This is a genomic window from Prauserella muralis (assembly GCF_003202285.1).
Taxonomy (GTDB): domain Bacteria; phylum Actinomycetota; class Actinomycetes; order Mycobacteriales; family Pseudonocardiaceae; genus Prauserella_B; species Prauserella_B muralis.
On sequence record NZ_MASW01000007.1, the window covers coordinates 638,282 to 659,009 of the forward strand.

Below are 20,728 nucleotides of genomic sequence, written 5' to 3' on the forward strand. Positions count from 1 at the left end.
CCCGACTCACTCAGGACAGGTGGTCGGGCCCCTCGGTGCTCCGTCCGAGGCGGTCGTGGCGCTCCCGCCAGCTCTTGACCGGCAGCGAGAACTTCTGCACCAGCCGGTCGGTGAAGGGGCCGTCCCACAGCCGCGCCAGCAGCACCGGGGTCTTCCCGGCGACCACCTCCACGCGTGCGCCCCGGTCGAGCTCGACGTGGCGCAGCCCGTCGCACGTGAGCACCGCCGGCGAGCCGTAGGGGTCGACCTGCACGGTGATCACCGAGGCGCGCGAGACCACCAGCGGCCGGGAGAACATGGCGTGCGCGTTGCTCGGCACCACCAGCAGCGCCTCGACGTCCGGCCAGACCACCGGACCGCCTGCCGAGAACGCGTACGCGGTGGAGCCGGTGGGCGTCGAGCACAGCACGCCGTCGCAGCCGAAGGACGACACGGGCCTGCCGTCGACCTCGATGAGGGCGTCGAGGATGCGCTCGCGGGTGCTCTTCTCGACGCTGGCCTCGTTGAGCGCCCACGTGCGGGCCACGACCTGGCCGTGCAGGGTCACGGTGACGTCGACCGTCATCCGCTCCTCGATGCGGTAGCTGCCCTCCACCACGCGGTCGACCGTGTCGTGCAGTGCGTCGGAGTCGGCCTCGGTGAGGAACCCGACCCGGCCCAGGTTGACGCCCAGCACGGGCACCCCGGCGGGGCGGGCCAGCTCCGCCGCCCGCAGCAGCGTGCCGTCGCCGCCGAGCACGAGCACCAGCTCCACACCCTCGGCGGGACGGTCGACGGGGGCGACGACCGTGCATGGCACGTCCTCGTCGCCGCCGGCGATGAGCGAGAGCACCTCGTCGTCGGTGACGCGCAGCCAGATCCCGGCGGAGGCCAGCCGTTTGGCGACGTCCCGGGCGGCGCCGCGCGTGGCATCGCGGTCGGGGTGCACGACCAGCAGCACTTCGCGCTTGTCGGACGGGGTGCTCACGATGGCCCCTCCCGGACGGCGGCACGGACCAGCTCCTCCAGCCCGGCGGGTTCGGAATCCTCGGTGGTGCGGCTGAGCCACGCGAAGTACTCGACGTTGCCGGACGGGCCCGGCAGGGGGCTGGCGACCACCCCACGGGCGCGCAGGCCCAGCGTGGCGGCCTCGCCGAGGACGTCGAGCACGGCCTGGGCGCGCAACTCCGGGTCGCGCACCACGCCGCCGCTGCCGAGGCGGTCCTTGCCGACCTCGAACTGGGGCTTGACCATGGGCAGCAGGTCGGCGCCCTGCGCCGCGCAGGCGGCGAGCGCGGGCAGCACGAGCCGCAGCGAGATGAACGACAGGTCGGCCACGACGAGGTCGACCTGCCCGCCGATCTGTTCCGGCGTCAGGTTGCGCACGTTCGTCTTGTCCAGCACCACGACACGGTCGTCGGTCTGCAGCCGCCAGTCGAGCAGGCCACGGCCGACGTCCGCGGCCACGACGGTGCGCGCACCCTCGCGCAGCAGCACGTCGGTGAAGCCGCCGGTGGAGGCGCCCGCGTCGAGGCAGCGCCTGCCCCGCACCGTCAGTCCCCGCGGGGCGAACACCCGCAGTGCGCCGAGCAGCTTGTGGGCGCCGCGGGAGGCCCAGCCGGGGTCGTCGCCGGCACGCACGACGATGGGCGCGTCGAGCTCGACGCCGGTGGCCGGTTTGCTGGCCACCATCCCCCGCACGGTCACCTTGCCTTCGCTGATGAGCGAGCTGGCGTGCTCCCTGGACCTCGCGAGGCCCCGGCGCACCAGTTCGGCGTCAAGGCGCGCCCTGCGTGACACGCCTAGACCTTGTCGATGCTCGACAGCGCCACGGCGAGTTCGGTGTGCACCGCGTCGAAGCGCTCGACGTGTTCGGCCAGCGGCAGGTCTTCGAGCTCGTCGAGCCCGGCGATGGCCTCTTCGATGCCGGCCCGGGGGTCGGTGTCCTGCGGCGCAGGCCCGGACATTCCGGGTGGCGGTCCGGGCACGGGCCGCGGTGCGGGATCGCTCTGTTCGTGCACCCCACAACGCTAACCGATCGCGGCGGGGCGTGGCGGGCGCCTCAGCCCAGTTTCAGCTCGGCGAGTGTGGCGGCCGCCTGGTCGTCGGCGGCACGCACCGTGGCGAGGTCCGACTCCCAGGCCGCCGCGCACAGGGCTCGCAGCAGGTCGGCGGCGTCCCGGCCGCCTGCACTGCGGACCACGAGCGCGGAGCCGCCGGGTTCGACCCGCCAGCCGGGCCGGGGGCCGATCTCCAGCTCGTCCGCCTTCCCGGCGAGCGCCGCCAGGTCGGCGGCCACGTAGCGGGGGCGTTCGGCCGGTCCCGCCGCGAGCAGGTCGGCGGCCGTGGTGACACCGGTCAGCACGGCCAGGGAGGCCACGCCCGCCGCGACCGCGCCCGCGATGTCGGTGTCGAGGCGGTCGCCCACGACGAGCGGGTCAGCCGCCTGGGCCGACTCGGCGGCGAAGTGGAACAGCGGCGGCTGAGGCTTGCCGGCCACGAGCGGTTCCCGGCCGGTGGCGGCGCGCAGGGCCGCCACCATCGCGCCGTTGCCGGGCAGCTGGCCGCGTTCGGTGGGCAGGGTGGCGTCGAGGTTGCAGGCGACCCAGAGGGCGCCGGAGCGGATCGCGACGCAGGCCTCGGCGAGGTCGGGCCACGCCGTCTTCGGGGAGTGTCCCTGGACGACGGCGGCGATCTCGTCGCCGACCTTGCGCACGGACCGCAGTCCGGCACCGTCGACCTCGGCTGCCAGCGAGCCGGTGCCGACGACGAGCACGTTCGCGCCGTCGGCGACGCGTTCGCGCAGCAGCCGTGCCGCCGCCTGGGCACTCGTGCTGACCTCGCCGGGATCGGCGGGGACACCGAGCGAGCGCAGGTGGTCGGCGACCTCGGCCGGAGCCTTGGAGGCGTTGTTGGTGACGAACCGGACCGGGGTACCGCGTTCCCGGACTCGGCCGATCGCCTCGGCCGCGCCGGGAATGGGGCGGGCGCCGTGGTAGACCGTGCCGTCCAGGTCGAGCAGGACGGCGTCGTGGCGGTCGAGCAGGGCGGCGTCACTCACCGGCGAGCTCCGTGGCGCGCTCGGCGGCGTCGGTCTCCTCCTCGGCGTCGGCCTCGGCGGCGTTGAGGAACCAGCGCACGGCCTCGTCCCGGCGGCCGGCCGCGGCCAGGTTGTCGGCGTAGGCGTAGAAGAGGCGCGCGCTCCACGGTTGCGGGTTGCGCGGGTCGAGGTCGTCGCCCTGCAGGGCCACGACGGCGGCGTCGAGCTGGCCCAGGTCACGCCGGGCGCCTGCCGCGACGATGCGCAGCTCGACGGCCACCTCCTTGGGCAGGGTGCTGGAGTCGGTCTCCTTGGCGATGTCCAGCGCGCGTTCCGGCCTGCCGAGCGCACGCTCGGCGTCGGCGATGACGGCGACGTGGGCGTCGGTGCGGGTCATTCTGCGGACGGCCCGCAGCTCCGTCAGCGCCTCCGACCAGTTGCCCGCGTGGTAGGCGGCCAGGCCGGCAGCCTCGCGCACCACGGGGATGCGGGAGGCCTTGGTCTTGGCGTAGCGGGCGTGGGCGAGCGCGGCCTCGGGGTCCTCGTCAATGAGCTGGCCCGCCGCGACGAGGTGCCTGCCGATGCGTTCGGCGAGGTCCTTCGGCAGCGACCGCAGCTCCCTGCGGGCCTCCGGGTCCAGGTCGCTGTACTGCACGTCCTCGGGCAGCTCCGGCGCCTGCAGCAGGTCGCGCGCCACCGCTTCGTCGCCGCGCGGTTCCTGCTGGGGCCGATCGGCCGAGCGAGGGCGGGGATGCTCCCGCTGGGGACGTTCGTCGCGCCGGGGGCGGTCCTCCCGGGGGAACCGGCTTCCGGTGCGGGGCCGCTGATCCCGGCCGCCACGGTCGTCGCGGCGGGAGTGGTCGTCCCGGCGGGGCCGGTCACCCTGGTGGGACCGTTCATCCCGGCGGGGCCGTTCACCCTGGTGGGACCGGTCGTCGCGGCCGGGCCGGTCGTCGCGGCGGGGCCGGTCACCCTGGCGGAACCGGTCGCCCTGGCGTCCGCGGTCGTCGCGCCCGAACCGGCCTTCACCGCGTGGCCCTTCGTCGCGGCGGGGCCGGTCGCTCTGGCGGAACCGGTCGTCGCGACCGGGCCGGTCGTCGCGGCGGGGCCGGTCACCCTGGCGGAACCGGTCGTCCCGGCGAGGCCGGTCGCTGCGGGCGAACCGGTCGTCACCACGGGAGCGGTCACCCCGGGGGTGGCGCTCACCTCGCCCGCGTTCGTCACGGCGGCCACGGTCGTCCCGGCCGGGCCGATCCTCACGTGAACGGTTGTCGCGGCGGTCGAAGGACCGCCCTTCGCGGTACGGCTTGTCGCCACGGGACCGATCGTCCCGGTACCCGCCGTGGCCGCCGGTCTTTCCGCCGGATCGGCGGTCGTCGCGGCGCTGTCCGCGACTGTCATCGTGACGACGTTGCGGTCGAGCCGACTCACCGTCGTCCTTCGAGTCGCGCCGACCGAACTCGGACACCTGTCCTCCTGATGAAGCACACTATGGATGTAGACATGCGGAAGGCCCGTCAGAGTTGGCCTCACGACCAACCCTAACGGGCCTCCCTCTAGGTAAAGTTCGGCGGTGTCCTACTCTCCCACACCCCTGCGGGTGCAGTACCATCGGCGCTGGTGGGCTTAGCTTCCGGGTTCGGAATGGGACCGGGCGTTTCCCTCACCGCTATCACCACCGAAACACTGTGAAACAGCCACGCGGGGTGTTTCGTGGTGGTGTTTCAGGATCGTAGAGTGGGTGCGTAGCATCTTTGTGGGCAAGTCCTCGGCCTATTAGTACCAGTCCACTCGAAAACGCATTACTGCGCGTCCATGTCTGGCCTATCAACCCAGTGGTCTGCTGGGGGCCTTACCCCACATAGGGTGGGAGACCTCATCTAGGAACAGGCTTCCCGCTTAGATGCCTTCAGCGGTTATCCCTTCCGAACGTAGCCAACCAGCCATGCCCCTGGCGGGACAACTGGCATACCAGAGGTTCGTCCGTCCCGGTCCTCTCGTACTAGGGACAGCCTTCCGCAAGTCTCCTACGCGCGCGGCGGATAGGGACCGAACTGTCTCACGACGTTCTAAACCCAGCTCGCGTGCCGCTTTAATGGGCGAACAGCCCAACCCTTGGGACCTACTCCAGCCCCAGGATGCGACGAGCCGACATCGAGGTGCCAAACCATGCCGTCGATATGGACTCTTGGGCAAGATCAGCCTGTTATCCCCGGGGTACCTTTTATCCGTTGAGCGACACCCCTTCCACCAGGAGGTGCCGGATCACTAGTCCCTGCTTTCGCACCTGCTCGACCCGTCAGTCTCACAGTCAAGCTCCCTTGTGCACTTACACTCAACACCTGATTGCCAACCAGGCTGAGGGAACCTTTGGGCGCCTCCGTTACCCTTTGGGAGGCAACCGCCCCAGTTAAACTACCCACCAGGCACTGTCCCTGAACCGGATCACGGTCCGAGGTTAGATTCCCCATCCGACCAGAGTGGTATTTCAACAACGACTCCACCAACACTAGCGTGCCAGCTTCACAGTCTCCCACCTATCCTACACAAGCCGAACCGAAAACCAATACCAAGCTATAGTAAAGGTCCCGGGGTCTTTCCGTCCTGCCGCGCGAAACGAGCATCTTTACTCGTAGTGCAATTTCGCCGGGCCTGTGGTTGAGACAGCCGGAAAGTCGTTACGCCATTCGTGCAGGTCGGAACTTACCCGACAAGGAATTTCGCTACCTTAGGATGGTTATAGTTACCACCGCCGTTTACTGGCGCTTAAATTCTCAGCTTCACCCCCGRARGGGTTAACCGGTCCTCTTAACGTTCCAGCACCGGGCAGGCGTCAGTCCATATACCTCGACTTGCGTCTTCGCATGGACCTGTGTTTTTAGTAAACAGTCGCTTTCCGCTGGTCTCTGCGGCCAACCCACCCTAGCCCGCAAACGGGGCTTCAGGTGCTTTGGCCCCCCTTCTCCCGAAGTTACGGGGGCAATTTGCCGAGTTCCTTAACCACAGTTCACCCGATCGCCTTGGTATTCTCTACCTGACCACCTGTGTCGGTTTCGGGTACGGGCCACACATGCACTCGCTAGAGGCTTTTCTCGGCAGCAGAGGATCACCCTACTTCACCACAACGGCTACGCATCACGCCTCACCCTCGTCATCCAAGACAGCCCGGCGGATTTACCTACCAGGCGGGCCACACGCTTACACCAGTATCACCACTGACTGGCGGGGCTACCTTCCTGCGTCACCCCATCGCTTGACTACTACAGGATCAGGTCCCACGCTCACCAAGCACGACCTCCCGAAGGAAGCCACACCGGCTCGGGTGGTTAGTCTCCCCTGCCTCGCCAGGGACGCACACACGCGGGTACGGGAATATCAACCCGTTGTCCATCGACTACGCCTGTCGGCCTCGCCTTAGGTCCCGACTTACCCTGGGCGGAACAACCTGGCCCAGGAACCCTTGGTCATCCGGCGGCAGAGATTCTCACTCTGCATTCGCTACTCATGCCTGCATTCTCACTCCCACACCCTCCACAGCTAAGTTCCCTCGCTGCTTCCCCGGATGCAGGACGCTCCCCTACCCACCCACACCACTAGACAACAACCCCGAAAGGTCGAAGCCGATGAAATGTGTGGATGACACAGCTTCGGCGGTGTGCTTAAGCCCCGCTACATTGTCGGCGCAGAACCACTTGACCAGTGAGCTATTACGCACTCTTTCAAGGATGGCTGCTTCTAAGCCAACCTCCTGGTTGTCTCAGCGACTCCACATCCTTTCCCACTGAGCACACACTTAGGGGCCTTAGCTGGCGCTCTGGGCTGTTTCCCTCTCGACGACGAAGCTTATCCCCCGCCGTCTCACTGCCGCGCTCTCACATCACAGTATTCGGAGTTTGGTTGACTTCGGTAACCCGGTAAGGCCCCTAGGCCACCCAGTAGCTCTACCCCCATGATGAAACACACGACGCTGCACCTAAATGCATTTCGGGGAGAACCAGCTATCACGGAGTTTGATTGGCCTTTCACCCCTACCCACAACTCATCCCCCAGGTTTTCAACCCTGGTGGGTTCGGGCCTCCACACCGTCTTACCGGCGCTTCACCCTGGCCATGGGTAGATCACCCCGCTTCGGGTCTCGACCACGCAACTACACGCCCTCTTCAGACTCGCTTTCGCTACGGCTACCCCACACGGGTTAACCTCGCCACGCAGCACGAACTCGCAGGCTCATTCTTCAAAAGGCACGCCATCACAACCCACAAAGGAATCGCTCTGACGGCTTGCAGGCACACGGTTTCAGGTACTCTTTCACTCCCCTCCCGGGGTACTTTTCATCTTTCCCTCACGGTACTCGTCCGCTATCGGTCACCAGGAAGTATTTAGGCTTACCGGGTGGTCCCGGCAGATTCACAGCAAATTCCACGAGCTCGCTGCTACTCGGGAACACCGCCACACCCACACCACACAGCTTTCGCGTACGGGACTCTCACCCACTCCGGCCACGCATCCCAACGTGTTCCACTAGCCATGCGCGCAGACGCTAGGAGTGTCAGCCCCTAGACGACAGGTCCCACAACCCCGCACACACAACGCCTGACAACTTGACATGCGCACGGTTTAGCCTCCTCCGCTTTCGCTCGCCACTACTCACGGAATCACACTTGTTTTCTCTTCCTACGGGTACTGAGATGTTTCACTTCCCCGCGTTCCCTCCACACGCCCTATACATTCAGGCGCGGGTGACACCCCATCACGGGTGCCGGGTTACCCCATTCGGACACCCTCGGATCACAGCTCGGTTGACAGCTCCCCGAGGCTTATCGCAGCCTCCCACGTCCTTCATCGGCCCCTGATGCCCAGACATCCACCATGTGCCCTACACAACTTGACCACAAAGATGCTCGCACCCACTCTACAATTCTCAAACACCACACCGAAACAACACCACGTGCTGCCTCAGGACCCAACAGCGTACTTGCAGCCCAGCCAGCGCCCCCACCCCCACACAAGGGACAGAAACACCAACACAGCTTGGTAGGTTCACAAATTCCTCGAGCAACCACCATCCACACAACCGGTGAATCCAGTGGCCACCCCACCCCCACACAGAACCCTCCAACACAAGGGACCTGACAAGGATGGATGTGATGTGCTCCTTAGAAAGGAGGTGATCCAGCCGCACCTTCCGGTACGGCTACCTTGTTACGACTTCGTCCCAATCGCCAGTCCCACCTTCGACCACTCCCCCCCACGAAGGGTTGGGCCATGGGCTTCGGGTGTTACCGACTTTCGTGACGTGACGGGCGGTGTGTACAAGGCCCGGGAACGTATTCACCGCAGCGTTGCTGATCTGCGATTACTAGCGACTCCGACTTCACGCAGTCGAGTTGCAGACTGCGATCCGAACTGAGACCAGCTTTAAGGGATTCGCTCCACCTCACGGTATCGCCACCCTCTGTACCAGCCATTGTAGCATGTGTGAAGCCCTGGACATAAGGGGCATGATGACTTGACGTCATCCCCACCTTCCTCCGAGTTGACCCCGGCAGTCTCCCACGAGTCCCCGGCATAACCCGCTGGCAACATAGGACAAGGGTTGCGCTCGTTGCGGGACTTAACCCAACATCTCACGACACGAGCTGACGACAGCCATGCACCACCTGTACACCAACCACAAGGGAAGCCCTATCTCTAGGGATGTCTGGCGCATGTCAAGCCCAGGTAAGGTTCTTCGCGTTGCATCGAATTAATCCACATGCTCCGCCGCTTGTGCGGGCCCCCGTCAATTCCTTTGAGTTTTAGCCTTGCGGCCGTACTCCCCAGGCGGGGCGCTTAATGCGTTAGCTACGGCACGGGACACGTGAACAGCACCCCACACCTAGCGCCCAACGTTTACAGCGTGGACTACCAGGGTATCTAATCCTGTTCGCTCCCCACGCTTTCGCTCCTCAGCGTCAGTATCGGCCCAGAGACCCGCCTTCGCCACCGGTGTTCCTCCTGATATCTGCGCATTCCACCGCTACACCAGGAATTCCAGTCTCCCCTACCGAACTCAAGTGATGCCCGTATCCACCGCACGCCCCAAGTTAAGCCTGAGGTTTTCACGGCAGACGCGACACACCGCCTACGAGCTCTTTACGCCCAATAATTCCGGACAACGCTCGCACCCTACGTATTACCGCGGCTGCTGGCACGTAGTTAGCCGGTGCTTCTTCTCCAGGTACCGTCACTTCCGCTTCGTCCCTGGCGAAAGAGGTTTACAACCCGAAGGCCGTCATCCCTCACGCGGCGTCGCTGCATCAGGCTTGCGCCCATTGTGCAATATTCCCCACTGCTGCCTCCCGTAGGAGTCTGGGCCGTGTCTCAGTCCCAGTGTGGCCGGTCGCCCTCTCAGGCCGGCTACCCGTCACCGCCTTGGTAGGCCATCACCCCACCAACAAGCTGATAGGCCGCGGGCCCATCCCATACCGCTCCGAAAAGCTTTCCACCACACCCCATGCGAAGCGCGGTCCTATCCAGTATTAGACCCAGTTTCCCAGGCTTATCCCAGAGTACAGGGCAGATTACCCACGTGTTACTCACCCGTTCGCCACTCATCCACCCCCGAAAGGGCTTCAGCGTTCGACTTGCATGTGTTAAGCACGCCGCCAGCGTTCGTCCTGAGCCAGGATCAAACTCTCCAACAATAACTTGAGAAAGACCCAGCTACAAAAATAGCCTCAAAGAAACCCACAAAAAAAAGGGGGTCACAAAAACAAGCTACCAAACTATCAAGCTCACAAGCACACTGTTGAGTTCTCAAACAACACGCAGTTATTACCACCCGCGGCAGCACACCACCCCACACCAAAACCCACCGGGCTTCACTGAAAGGGAGGCACACCACCCCGAACGGGGAACACCCACTCTACCACAACCATGGGAGCCTGGTTCGCATTCCCCTGCCTGGTAACCCGAACCCCAACCTCCCGGCCTCGGCCCGGTCTCCCCGGCAACGAAGAAAAGACTACACACCCCCAAAACCCACCACACAACGGGGGTCCCCCAACCACAAAACCCCAGGCCAGAGGACCCCTCGGCGTCAGGCCAGCAGCTGGACGCCCGACAGGTTGCGCTTGCCCCTGCGGACCACGAGCCAGCGCCCGTGCAGGGCGTCCGACAGCGCCGGGCGCCACGCCTCGTCGGTGATCTTGGTGTTGTTCACGTACGCGCCGCCCTCCTTGACCGTCCGCCGCGCCGCGCCCTTGCTGTCCACGAGCCCGCCTGCCATCAGCAGCTCGACGATGGACGGCTCGTCGGAGAGCTTCACCTCGCCGCTGGGCACTTCGGCCATCGCCGCGGTCAGCGTCGGCTCATCGAGCTCGGCGAGATCGCCTCGGCCGAACAGCGCCTGGCTCGCCGCCACCACCTGGCGGGTCTGCTCGGGCCCGTGTACGAGGTCGGTGAGCTCCTGGGCGAGCCTGCGCTGCGCCTGCCTGGCCGCGGGACGCTCGGCCGTGGCCGTCTCCAGCTCCGCGATCTCCTCCTGGCCGAGGAACGTCAGCAGCTTGAGGTAGGTCACCACGTCGGCGTCCGGGATGTTGACGAAGTACTGGTACCAGGCGTACGGCGACGTCATCTCCGCGTCCAGCCACACGTTCCCGCCGCCGGTGGACTTGCCGAGCTTGCGGCCCTCCGAGTCCGTCACCAGCGGGGTGGTGATCGCGTGCACCTGCGCACCGTGCACCCGGCGCACCAGGTCGACGCCCGCGAGGATGTTGCCCCACTGGTCGGAGCCGCCGACCTGGAGCCTGACACCGTGCCGCTCGTAGAGCTCCCGGTAGTCGGTGGCCTGGAGCAGCATGTAGCTGAACTCCGTGTACGAGATGCCCTCGCCCTCCAGCCTGCGCTTGACGGTCTCGCGCGCCAGCATCGTGTTGACGGAGAAGTGCTTGCCGACGTCACGCAGGAAGGCGGGCACGGTCATCGTGCCGAGCCAGTCGAGGTTGTTCACCTCGATCGGCGGCACGTCGGGGTGGCCGAAGTCGACGAAGCGCGCCAGCTGGCCGCGCAGCCGCTCCGCCCACTCGCGCACGGTCTCCTCGGAGTTGAGGGTGCGCTCGCCGACGTCGCGCGGATCGCCGATGAGCCCGGTGCCGCCGCCCGCCAGCAGCACAGGGCGGTGTCCCGCGTCCTGGAACCGCCGCAGCACGAGCATCTGGACGAGGTGCCCGGCGTGCAGGCTCGGCGCGGTCGGGTCGAAGCCGATGTAGACCGGCAACGGGCCCGCGTCCAGGTCACGGCGCAACGCGTCGAGATCGGTGGACTGGGTGATCAACCCGCGCCAGGACAGCTCGTCAAGAATGTGCTTGCTCACACCTGGGGATTGTCCCCTATGGCCCTGCTCACCCGTTCGCCCGGGCACGGACCCGCCCGCCCCGGCGGTAGGTGCTGACCGCGGGCGACCCGGCAAGCCAGAACCGCCACGGGATGTCCATCGCCGCCGCGACGCCGACCCTGGGCCCGGTGGCGATGCGGTCCTCGGGCACCGGATCGGCGGCGAACAGCCGCACGGAGGACTCCGGGTCGGTGAGGTCGGCGCCGTTGTGCGCCCGGTCGAGACCGAGCACGGACGTCAGCACGGCGGGGCCCCTGGCCACCTCACCCCTGCCGCGTGCGGTCGGCCTGCGCAGCCTCGCCAGCTCCGCGCCCTCGACGACCTCGCCCGCGCGCAGCAGGACCGCGCCCGGCTGCCCGTCGGTGAGGCCGACGATGTTCGCGCAGAAATGCATGCCGTAGACGAAGTACACGTACAGGTGCCCCGCGGGTCCCCACATCACCTCGTTGCGTGGTGTCCGCCCGCGGTAGCAGTGCGACGCGGGGTCGTCGAGCCCCCGGTAGGCCTCGACCTCCGCCAGCCGCAGCCGCACCACGCCCTGCTCGCTGCGCGACTCCACCACGCAGCCGAGCAGCCTGCGGGCCAGATCGACCGGATCGATCGCGAGTTCGGCACGCGTCATCATCCGGTCGGGCAGTGCGTCGCGCGTCACCCGGCTTCCCCCTCGCCTGCTGGATACCCCGGCCCAGGCTAACGCGTGCCCGGACGGCGGGGCCGGTGCGCCACGGCACCGGCCCCGGCGGACGCCACCGGTCACGGCACCGCTAGCCGGACGGCTGCGCCGTCCTCGCCCAGGCCCGGTGCTCCGCCAACCGGGCGACGAGCCGTTCGCGCTGCTCGGCCACCCGCTCCGGTGCCGTCCCGCCCCTGGCGTTACGTGAGGCCACCGACCCGCCGACCGTGAGCACCTCCCGCACCTGCGGGGTCAGCGCCGGGTGGATCTTCGCCAGCTCGTCGTCGGTGAGCTCGTCGAGTCCGGCAGCGCGCCCCTCGGCGAGGCGGACGCACTCCCCGGCCGCCTCGTGCGCGACCCGGAACGGCACCCCCTGCCGCACCAGCCACTCCGCGATGTCCGTGGCCAGCGTGAAGCCGGCTGGAGCCAGCTCGGCCAGGCGCTCGGTGTGGAAGGTCAGCGTGCCGAGCATCCCCGCGATAGCGGGAAACAGCAGCTCCAGCTGCTCGACGGAGTCGAAGACCGGTTCCTTGTCCTCCTGCAGATCGCGGTTGTACGCCAGGGGCTGGGCCTTGAGCGTCGCCAGCAGGCCCGTGAGGTTGCCCACCAGCCTGCCCGACTTGCCCCTGGTGAGCTCGGCGACGTCCGGGTTCTTCTTCTGCGGCATGATCGAGCTGCCGGTGGCCCACGCGTCGTCGAGCGTGACGTAGCCGAACTCGGCGGTGTTCCAGATGATCACCTCTTCGGCGATGCGCGAGAGGTTCACCCCCAGCATCGCCAGCGCGAAGGCGAACTCGGCCGCGAAGTCGCGCGAGGCCGTGCCGTCGATCGAGTTCTCCACCGACGTGGCGAAGCCGAGCTCGGCGGCCACCGCATCGGGGTCGAGCCCGAGCGAGGAGCCGGCGAGCGCGCCCGAGCCGTACGGCGACTCGTCGGTGCGCTCGTCCCAGTCGCGCAGCCTGCCGATGTCGCGCAGCAGGGACTGCGCGTGGGCCAGCAGATGGTGGGCGAGCAGCACCGGCTGCGCGTGCTGCAGGTGTGTGCGGCCGGGCAGCACGGCGTCCGGATAGCGCCGCGCCTGCTCCACGAGCGCGTCGATCACACCCAGGGTGCCCGCGACGATCCTGCGGGCGGCATCGCGCAGCCACATCCGGAACAGCGTCGCCACCTGGTCGTTGCGCGAGCGGCCGGCGCGCAGCTTGCCGCCAAGGTCGGCGCCGGCGCGTTCGAGCAGGCCCCGTTCGAGCGCGGTGTGCACGTCCTCGTCGGCGATCGTCGGCGTGAACGCGCCGGAGGCGACGTCCTCGGCGAGCCGGTCGAGCGCGGCCAGCATGTCCTCGAGCTCGGAGTCGGTGAGCAGGCCCGCCGTGTGCAGCACCCGGGCGTGCGCCCGCGACCCGGCGATGTCGTAGGGCGCGAGGCGCCAGTCGAAATGCGTCGACGCCGACAGTGCCGCCATCGCCTCGGCGGGCCCGCTCGCGAACCGCCCGCCCCACAGCGCCATGGGCTGCCCGCTGTCCTTCTCGGTCACGCTCTCACTCTTCCTGCTGCGACTGCTGTGAATGGCCCACTCGCTGCGGATTTCGCAGTGAACGGGCCATTCACAGCGGATGTCAGTTCTTGCTCTGCTGCCGCTTCGCGGCGATCTTGCTGGGCAGGCCCCACAACTGGACGAAACCCTTCGCCAGGGACTGGTCGAACGTGTCGCCCTCGTCGTAGGTCGCCAGGTTGAAGTCGTACAGCGACTCGTCGCTGCGCCTGCCGGTGACCGTGGCGGTGCCGCCGTGCAGCACCATCCGGATCTCGCCGGACACGTGCTCCTGCGTCTTGGCGACGAAGCCGTCCAGCGCGTCCTTCAGCGGCGAGAACCACAGGCCGTCGTACACCAGCTCGCCCCAGCGCTGCTCGACCTGCCGCTTGAACCGGGCCAGGTCCCGCTCCACCGTGACGTTCTCCAGCTCCTGGTGGGCCGTGATGAGCGCGATCGCACCCGGCGCCTCGTACACCTCGCGGCTCTTGATGCCCACCAGCCGGTCCTCGACCATGTCGAGCCTGCCGACGCCGTGTGCACCCGCGCGCACGTTGAGCTGCTGAACCGCCTCCAGCATCGTGACCGGCTTGCCGTCGATGGCCACCGGCACACCCTTGTCGAACGCGATGACCAGTTCGTCGGGTGCCTGGAAGTGGACGGTGGGGTCCTGCGTGTAGGAGTAGACCTCCTTCGGCGGCGAGTTCCACAGGTCCTCGAGGATGCCGGTCTCGACGGCACGGCCCCACACGTTCTGGTCGATCGAGAACGGCGACTTCTTCGTCACGTCGATGGGCAGGTCGCGCTCCTCGGCGTAGGCGATGGCCTTCTCCCGGGTCCACGCGAAGTCGCGGACCGGGGCGATGACCTCGAGGTCCGGCGCGAGCGCGCCGATGCCGACCTCGAACCGCACCTGGTCGTTGCCCTTGCCGGTGCAGCCGTGCGCGACCGTGGTGGCGCCGTGGTACTTGGCGGCCTCGGCGAGGTGCTTGACGATCACCGGGCGGGACAGCGCCGACACCAGCGGGTACCGGTCCATGTAGAGCGCGTTGGCCTGCAGCGCGGGCAGGCAGTACTCGGTCGCGAACTCGTCGCGGGCGTCGGCGACCACCGCCTCGACGGCGCCGCAGTCGAGCGCGCGCTTGCGGATGGTCTCCAGGTCCTCGCCGCCCTGTCCGAGGTCCACGGCCACAGCCACCACCTCGGCGCCGGTCTCCTCGGCGATCCAGCCGATCGCCACCGAGGTGTCAAGCCCGCCGGAATACGCGAGCACCACCCGGTCAGTCATGGTTGTTCTCCTCACTACCGTTCGAGTCCAAAGCCGACGATCGCTGCGCCATCGCGGCGAAGCGAGCCGCCAGGTCCTTGCCGGAGAGCGGCTCCCTGGCGATCACCGCCACCGTGTCGTCGCCGGCGATCGAGCCGACGACCTCCTCCAGCGCCGCCCTGTCGATCGCGCTGGCAAGGAACTGCGCGGCCCCTGGCGGGGTCCGCAGCACCATCAGGTTGCCCGAGGCGTCCACCGAGACCATCAGCTCGGCGAGCAACCGGGACAACCGGGACGTACCACCCTGCACGCCCCGCACCGGGCTGCCATCCTCCGGGATGACGTACACCGGTGCACCCGAGTCGGCACCCCGCAGCTTCACCGCACCCAGCTCGTCGAGGTCCCTGGACAAGGTAGCCTGTGTGACCTCGATGCCTTCGGCGGCCAGCAGCTTCGCCAGCTCCGTCTGGCTGCGGATGGCCATTGTGGACACCAGCTCGACGATTCTGCCCTGCCGGGCGGCCCTGCTCATGCCGATCGTCGCTCCAGCAGCCACGTGAGCAGGGCCTTCTGTGCGTGCAGGCGGTTCTCCGCCTCGTCCCACACCGCGCTGGCCGGCCCGTCGATCACCTCGTCGGTGATCTCCCAGCCGCGGTGCGCGGGCAGGTCGTGCAACACGATCGTGTCCTTCCCGGTGCGCGCGAGCAGGTCCGCGTTCACCTGGTACGGCCGGAACGGCGAGACGCGGTCCTTGCCGTCGTTCTCCTGCCCCATCGACGTCCACGCGTCCGTGGTCACGACGTCGGCGCCGTCGACGGCCGCGTGCGGGTCGGCGAGCACCTCGTAGCTGCCGCCGGTCTCGGCCGCCCGCTTGGCGACGGCGTCCAGCACCCACGGCAGCGGGTGAAAGCCCTCCGGCGCCGCGACGCGCACGTGCAGGCCCGCCGTGACGCCGCCGAGCAGCAGCGAGTGGGCCATGTTGTTCGCCGCGTCGCCGAGGTAGGTCAGCGTCAGCCCGGCGAGCGTGCCCTTGCGTTCCCGCACCGTCTGCAGGTCGGCCAGGATCTGGCACGGGTGGAACTCGTCGGTCAGCGCGTTCACCACCGGCACCGTGGCCGCGGAGGCGAAGGCCTCGATGCGGGCCTGCGCGAACGTGCGCCACACCACCACGTCGACATAGCGCGACAGCACGCGCGCGGTGTCCTCGATGGTCTCCTCGCGGCCGAGCTGCATGCTGCGCCCGTCCACCACGACGGGGTGCCCGCCCAGCTGCGCGATGCCGACCTCGAAGGAGAACCGGGTCCGCGTGGAGTTCTTCTCGAAGATCACCGCGGCCGCCCTGGGCCCGGCGAGTGCGTCGCCGTACGGCTGCTTCTTCAGCGTGTCCGCGAGATCGAGGACGGCGACCTGCTCCTCGGGGGTCAGGTCGTCGTCGCGGAGGAAGTGGCGTGGCATGTCAGTCCTTTGCGGAATCAAGTGCGCCGGGAAGCGCGGCCAGGAACTCGGCGGCCTGGTCGTGGCCGAGAATCAGTGGTGGGGCCAGCCGGATGACGTCGGGCTGGATGGGGTTGATCAGGAAACCGGCGCGCTGGGCGGCCTCGGCCGCCCTGGCCGAGAGCTGCTCGCGCAGCAGCACGGCCAGCAGCAGCCCGGCGCCGCGCACACCGGCGACGAGCGGGTGAGCGAGACCCTCGACGCCGGCGGCGATCTCCTTGCCGAGTGAGCCCGCGTGGTCGAGCAGCCCTTCGGCGGCGATCGTGTCGAGCACGGCCAGAGCGGCGGCACAGCACACCGGGTTGCCGCCGAAGGTGGTGCCGTGCTGCCCGGGCTCCAGCAGCCCGGCGGCGTCGCCGATGGCCAGGCACGCGCCGAGCGGCAGCCCGCCGCCGAGCCCCTTGGCGAGGGTGACCACGTCGGGCGTGATGCCGGCCTGCTGGAAGCCGAACCAGGTGCCGAGCCTGCCGACCCCGGTCTGCACCTCGTCCACGATGAGCAGCGCGCCGTGCCGTGCGGTGACGGCCCTGGCGGCCTGCAGGTACCCCTCCGGCGGCACGACGACACCGTTCTCGCCCTGCACCGGCTCCACGACGAACGCCGCCGTCTCGCCGTCGACGGCAGCCTCCAGCGCCGCGACGTCGCCGTAGGGGATGTGCTCGACGCCGGGCACCAGCGGCTCGAACGGCGCGCGCTTGCCGGGCTGGCCGGTGAGCGCGAGCGCACCCATCGTGCGGCCGTGGAAGCCGCCGTCGGTGGCGACGACCTTGGTGCGCCCGGTCCGCCTGCTGAGCTTGAACGCCGTCTCGTTGGCCTCGGCGCCGGAGTTGCAGAACAGCACCCGCCCCTGGCCGTCCGAACCGGACAGATCAAGCAGCCGTTCGGCCAGCCGCAGCGCGGGCTCGTTGATGTAGAGGTTCGACGTGTGGCCGATCGTGCCGATCTGCGTGCTCACCGCCTCCACCACCGCGGGATGCGCGTGGCCGAGCGCGTTCACCGCGATGCCGGTGAGCAGGTCGAGGTACCGGTTGCCATCGGCATCCCACACCACGGCGCCCTCACCCCGGGTCAGGGTGAGCTTCGGCGTGCCGTAGTTGTTCATCATGGCGGCCTGCCAGCGCCGCTGGTTGTCCTGGTTGGACATTACTCTCCCTCGTCCTTCGGCAGCACCATCGTGCCGACTCCTCGCGACGTGAAGACCTCGAGCAGCACCGAGTGCGCGAGTCTGCCGTCGATGACATGGGCCCTGCGGACTCCGCCGCGGATGGCTCGCACGCACGCCTCCATCTTCGGGATCATCCCGCTGGCCAGGCTGGGCAACAGCTGCTCGAGCCGGTCCACGCCGATCCGGTCGATCAGCGACGAGCGGTCGGGCCAGCTGGCGTAGAGCCCCTCGACGTCGGTGAGCACGACGAGCTTCTCCGCACCGAGCGCCGCGGCGAGGGCGCCCGCGGCGGTGTCGGCGTTGACGTTGTGCACCACCCCGTCCACGTCCGGGGCCACAGTGGACACCACGGGAATGCGGCCCGCGTTGACGATGTCGAGCACGGCGTCGGGGTTGACCGAGGCGACCTCGCCGACGAGGCCGATGTCCACCGGCTCGCCGTCCACGGTGGCGTGCTTGCGCTCGGCGGTGAACAGCTTCGCGTCCTCGCCGGAGATGCCGACCGCGTACGGGCCGTGGGCGTTGACCAACCCGACCAGCTCCCGGCTGACCTGGCCCACGAGCACCATCCGCACGACGTCCATCGTCTCCGGGGTGGTGACGCGCAGCCCACCCTTGAACTCGCCCTCGATGCCGAGCTTGCCCAGCATCGCACTGATCTGCGGGCCCCCGCCGTGCACGACCACCGGGCGCAGGCCCGCGATCCGCAGGAACACCATGTCCTGGGCGAACGCGCGCTTGAGCTCGTCGTCCACCATGGCGTTTCCGCCGTACTTGATCACCACCGTCGCGCCGTGGAAGCGTTGCAGCCACGGCAGTGCCTCGATGAGCACGCCCGCCTTCTCCGCGGCGGTGGCCAGCCGCTCGTCGGCGGACACCACGGACTCGCCGGTCATGTCGAGTACGCCGAGTTCTCGTGCACGTAGGCGTGCGTGAGGTCGTTGGTCCAGATGGTGGCCGACTCGGTGCCCGCCTTGAGGTCCACGGTGACGGTGACGGCGCGTTCGGTGAGGTCGACCTTCTCGCGGGACTCGCCGGGCTCGCCGCCGCGGCACACCCACACGCCGTTGAACGCCACGTCGAGCGCGGCCGGGTCGAACGCCGCGCGCGTGGTGCCCGCCGAGGCGAGAATGCGGCCCCAGTTCGGGTCCCTGCCGAACACGGCGCACTTGAACAGGTTGCTGCGCGCGATGGCCCTGCCCACCTCCACCGCGTCGTCCTCGGTGGCGGCGTTGACCACCTCGATCGCGATGTCGTGCTCGGCGCCCTCGGCGTCGCCGAGCAGTTGCTGGGCGAGGTCGTGGCAGAGCTCGGTGAGCCGGCCGGTGAACTCGCGCTCGCCGGGCGTGACGCCGGAGGCTCCGCTGCACATCAGCAGCACCGTGTCGTTGGTGGACATGCAGCCGTCGGAGTCGAGCCGGTCGAAGGTGACCCTCGTGGCCTCCCGCAGGGCGCGGTCGGCGGTCTCGGCGTCGACCTCGGCGTCGGTGGTGACGACCACGAGCATCGTGGCCAGCGCCGGGGCGAGCATGCCCGCGCCCTTGGCGATGCCGCCGATGCTCCAGCCCTCGCCCTCGCGCACGGCCTGCTTGCTGCGGGTGTCGGTGGTCATGATGGCCTCGGCGGCGGCCGCGCCGCCGGTGGCCGACAGCGTCTCGGCCGCCTGCTCGATACCGGCGTTGAGCTTCTCGGTCTCCAGCTGCTCACCGATGAGCCCGGTGGAGCACACCACGACGTCGATGGCGCCGATCCCGAGCCTGCTCGCGACCAGCTCGGCGGAGGCGTGCGTGGCCTGGAAGCCCTGCGGCCCGGTGTAGCAGTTGGCGCCGCCGGAGTTGAGCACGCAGGCCCTGGCCTTGCGGCCTGCCATCACCTGCTCGCTCCACAGCACCGGGTTGGCCTTGCAGCGGTTGGTGGTGAACACGGCGGCGGCCACGTCCGAGGGCCCGTCGTTGACGACGAGCGCGACGTCCGGTGTGCCGCTGGCCTTGAGCCCGGCGGTGACGCCGGAAGCCCGGAAGCCCTGCGGGGTGGTGACGGTCATGTCGCCGCCTCCGCGGGAAAGAGTACGTCGGTGGTCACGGTGCGACTCCAACCATCGGAAGTCCCGTGGTCTCGGGAAGTCCGAGTGCGAGGTTCATGGACTGGACGGCACCGCCCGCGGTGCCCTTGGTGAGGTTGTCGATGGCGGCCACCACCACGAGCCGCCCTGCGTCCGGGTCGACGGTGACCTGCAGCAGCACCGTGTTGGATCCGACGGTGGCTGCGGTCGTGGGCCACTGCCCTTCGGGAAGCAGGCGCACGAACGGCTCGTCGGCGTAGGCCTTCTCGTAGGCGTCGCGCACGGCCGCGGCGTCCGCCCCGGCGGCGAGTGGCGCGCTCGCGGTGGTGAGGATGCCGCGCGGCATGGGGGCCAGCACCGGCGTGAACGACACGGTGACGGGCCTGCCCGCGACGGCGCTGAGGTTCTGCGTGAACTCGGGGGTGTGCCGGTGGGCTCCGCCGACGCCGTACGCGCTGGCCGAGCCCATCACCTCCGAACCGAGGAGGTGCGGCTTGAGGCTTCTGCCCGCGCCGGACGTGCCGGTGACGGCGACGATGGTGACGTCGGGCTCGGCGAGCCCGGCGCCGTACGCCGGTGCGAGTGCCAGCGAGCCGCCGGTCGGGAAGCATCCCGGGACGGCGACGCGCCTGCTGCCGCGCAGCCGCTCGCGGGCTCCGGGCAGCTCGGGCAGGCCGTACGGCCAGACGCCGGAGTGCTCGCTGCCGTACCAGCGCTGCCAGTCGGCGGCCTCGCCGAGGCGGTGGTCGGCACCCATGTCCACCACGAGCACGTCGTCGCCGAGGCGCGCGGCAAGCTCGCCGGAGTGCCCGTGCGGCAGGGCGAGGAACACCACGTCGTGGCCGGCCAGCGTCTCCGCCGACGTCTCGGCGACGACGCGGTCGGCGAGCGGCACGAGCTGCGGCTGGAGCTGCCCGAGCGGGGTGCCCGCGCTGCTCGCCGCGGTGAGCGCGCCGATACTGACGTCGGGATGCGTGAGCAGGAGGCGCAGCAGTTCGCCGCCCGCGTAGCCGGTGGCGCCCGCCACCGCGACCTTGACCGTCATACGAATGATTATGCATGACGACGAAAATCCAATCAAACCGGTTTCCCGGCGCACCCGATCAGGTGAACAGGTAGCGCGATACCCGGAAACTGTCGGAC

The 20,728-nt window shown here is 68.7% G+C and carries 16 protein-coding genes and 3 rRNA genes; 1 reads left to right on the forward strand and 18 read right to left on the reverse strand.

The window, feature by feature from the left end:
* Window positions 1–10: 10 nt before the first annotated feature.
* Genes BAY60_RS32665 through BAY60_RS37660 form a run of 5 tightly spaced genes read right to left on the reverse strand, consistent with a single transcriptional unit; the run spans window position 11 to window position 3,716 of the window.
* Window positions 11–967, reverse strand: coding sequence for an NAD kinase (locus BAY60_RS32665; protein ID WP_112285236.1), 957 nt, complete (start codon window positions 965–967; stop codon window positions 11–13).
* Window positions 964–1,779 carry a TlyA family RNA methyltransferase gene (locus tag BAY60_RS32670; RefSeq protein WP_112285237.1) on the reverse strand — a complete coding sequence of 272 codons (816 nt, stop codon included), beginning with the start codon at window positions 1,777–1,779 and terminating at the stop codon, window positions 964–966. Before BAY60_RS32670 ends, BAY60_RS32665 begins: the two co-directional genes overlap by 4 nt.
* 2 nt (window positions 1,780–1,781) lie before the next feature.
* The gene (locus tag BAY60_RS32675) at window positions 1,782–2,000 is read right to left on the reverse strand and encodes a hypothetical protein (RefSeq protein ID WP_170160608.1); all 219 of its coding nucleotides are present in this window, start codon (window positions 1,998–2,000) and stop codon (window positions 1,782–1,784) included.
* Between the two features lie 41 nt (window positions 2,001–2,041).
* On the reverse strand, window positions 2,042–3,040 hold the full coding sequence (locus tag BAY60_RS32680) for an HAD-IIA family hydrolase (RefSeq protein WP_112285239.1): 999 nt from the start codon (window positions 3,038–3,040) through the stop codon (window positions 2,042–2,044).
* Window positions 3,033–3,716, reverse strand: a complete 684-nt coding sequence (locus BAY60_RS37660) for a tetratricopeptide repeat protein (protein WP_245992910.1) — start codon at window positions 3,714–3,716, stop codon at window positions 3,033–3,035. Before BAY60_RS37660 ends, BAY60_RS32680 begins: the two co-directional genes overlap by 8 nt.
* 54 nt (window positions 3,717–3,770) lie before the next feature.
* On the opposite strand from BAY60_RS37660, the gene BAY60_RS37665 reads away from it, so the two are divergent.
* On the forward strand, window positions 3,771–4,283 hold the full coding sequence (locus tag BAY60_RS37665; RefSeq protein ID WP_211330542.1) for a hypothetical protein: 513 nt from the start codon (window positions 3,771–3,773) through the stop codon (window positions 4,281–4,283).
* Window positions 4,284–4,584: 301 nt separating this feature from the next.
* Here the strand turns inward: BAY60_RS37665 and rrf are convergent.
* The 13 genes from rrf to argC form a co-directional block, all read right to left on the reverse strand.
* A 5S ribosomal RNA gene (gene rrf, locus BAY60_RS32690) occupies window positions 4,585–4,702 on the reverse strand.
* 73 nt (window positions 4,703–4,775) lie between these two features.
* Window positions 4,776–7,910 (reverse strand): 23S ribosomal RNA (locus tag BAY60_RS32695).
* Window positions 7,911–8,179: 269 nt separating this feature from the next.
* A 16S ribosomal RNA gene (locus tag BAY60_RS32700) occupies window positions 8,180–9,705 on the reverse strand.
* The 16S, 23S and 5S rRNA genes sit together here, the layout of an rRNA operon.
* 395 nt (window positions 9,706–10,100) lie before the next feature.
* Window positions 10,101–11,375, reverse strand: coding sequence for a tyrosine--tRNA ligase (gene tyrS, locus BAY60_RS32705; RefSeq protein WP_112285241.1), 1,275 nt, complete (start codon window positions 11,373–11,375; stop codon window positions 10,101–10,103).
* A 28-nt stretch (window positions 11,376–11,403) separates the two neighbouring features.
* Window positions 11,404–12,018: a DNA-3-methyladenine glycosylase gene (locus BAY60_RS32710; protein WP_211330561.1), complete on the reverse strand. Its 615-nt coding sequence runs from the start codon at window positions 12,016–12,018 to the stop codon at window positions 11,404–11,406.
* Window positions 12,019–12,160: 142 nt separating this feature from the next.
* Complete coding sequence (gene argH, locus BAY60_RS32715; protein WP_112285618.1) at window positions 12,161–13,573, reverse strand: argininosuccinate lyase; 1,413 nt, start codon at window positions 13,571–13,573, stop codon at window positions 12,161–12,163.
* Window positions 13,574–13,682: 109 nt separating this feature from the next.
* A complete protein-coding gene (locus tag BAY60_RS32720) occupies window positions 13,683–14,885 on the reverse strand; it encodes an argininosuccinate synthase (RefSeq protein WP_112285242.1) in 1,203 nt (400 codons plus the stop codon).
* Complete coding sequence (locus BAY60_RS32725) at window positions 14,878–15,396, reverse strand: arginine repressor (protein ID WP_112285243.1); 519 nt, start codon at window positions 15,394–15,396, stop codon at window positions 14,878–14,880. Before BAY60_RS32725 ends, BAY60_RS32720 begins: the two co-directional genes overlap by 8 nt.
* Entirely contained in the window at window positions 15,393–16,319 is a 927-nt protein-coding gene (argF, locus tag BAY60_RS32730; protein ID WP_112285244.1) for an ornithine carbamoyltransferase, read from the reverse strand. Before argF ends, BAY60_RS32725 begins: the two co-directional genes overlap by 4 nt.
* 1 nt (window position 16,320) lies before the next feature.
* Window positions 16,321–17,502, reverse strand: a complete 1,182-nt coding sequence (locus tag BAY60_RS32735; RefSeq protein ID WP_112285245.1) for an acetylornithine transaminase — start codon at window positions 17,500–17,502, stop codon at window positions 16,321–16,323.
* Window positions 17,502–18,419, reverse strand: a complete 918-nt coding sequence (gene argB / locus BAY60_RS32740; protein ID WP_112285246.1) for an acetylglutamate kinase — start codon at window positions 18,417–18,419, stop codon at window positions 17,502–17,504. The genes BAY60_RS32735 and argB overlap by 1 nt, the downstream gene beginning before the upstream one ends.
* Window positions 18,416–19,567, reverse strand: coding sequence for a bifunctional glutamate N-acetyltransferase/amino-acid acetyltransferase ArgJ (gene argJ / locus BAY60_RS32745; RefSeq protein WP_112285247.1), 1,152 nt, complete (start codon window positions 19,565–19,567; stop codon window positions 18,416–18,418). The genes argB and argJ overlap by 4 nt, the downstream gene beginning before the upstream one ends.
* 34 nt (window positions 19,568–19,601) lie before the next feature.
* A complete protein-coding gene (gene argC / locus BAY60_RS32750; RefSeq protein WP_112285248.1) occupies window positions 19,602–20,630 on the reverse strand; it encodes an N-acetyl-gamma-glutamyl-phosphate reductase in 1,029 nt (342 codons plus the stop codon).
* Between the last annotated feature and the right edge of the window lie 98 nt (window positions 20,631–20,728).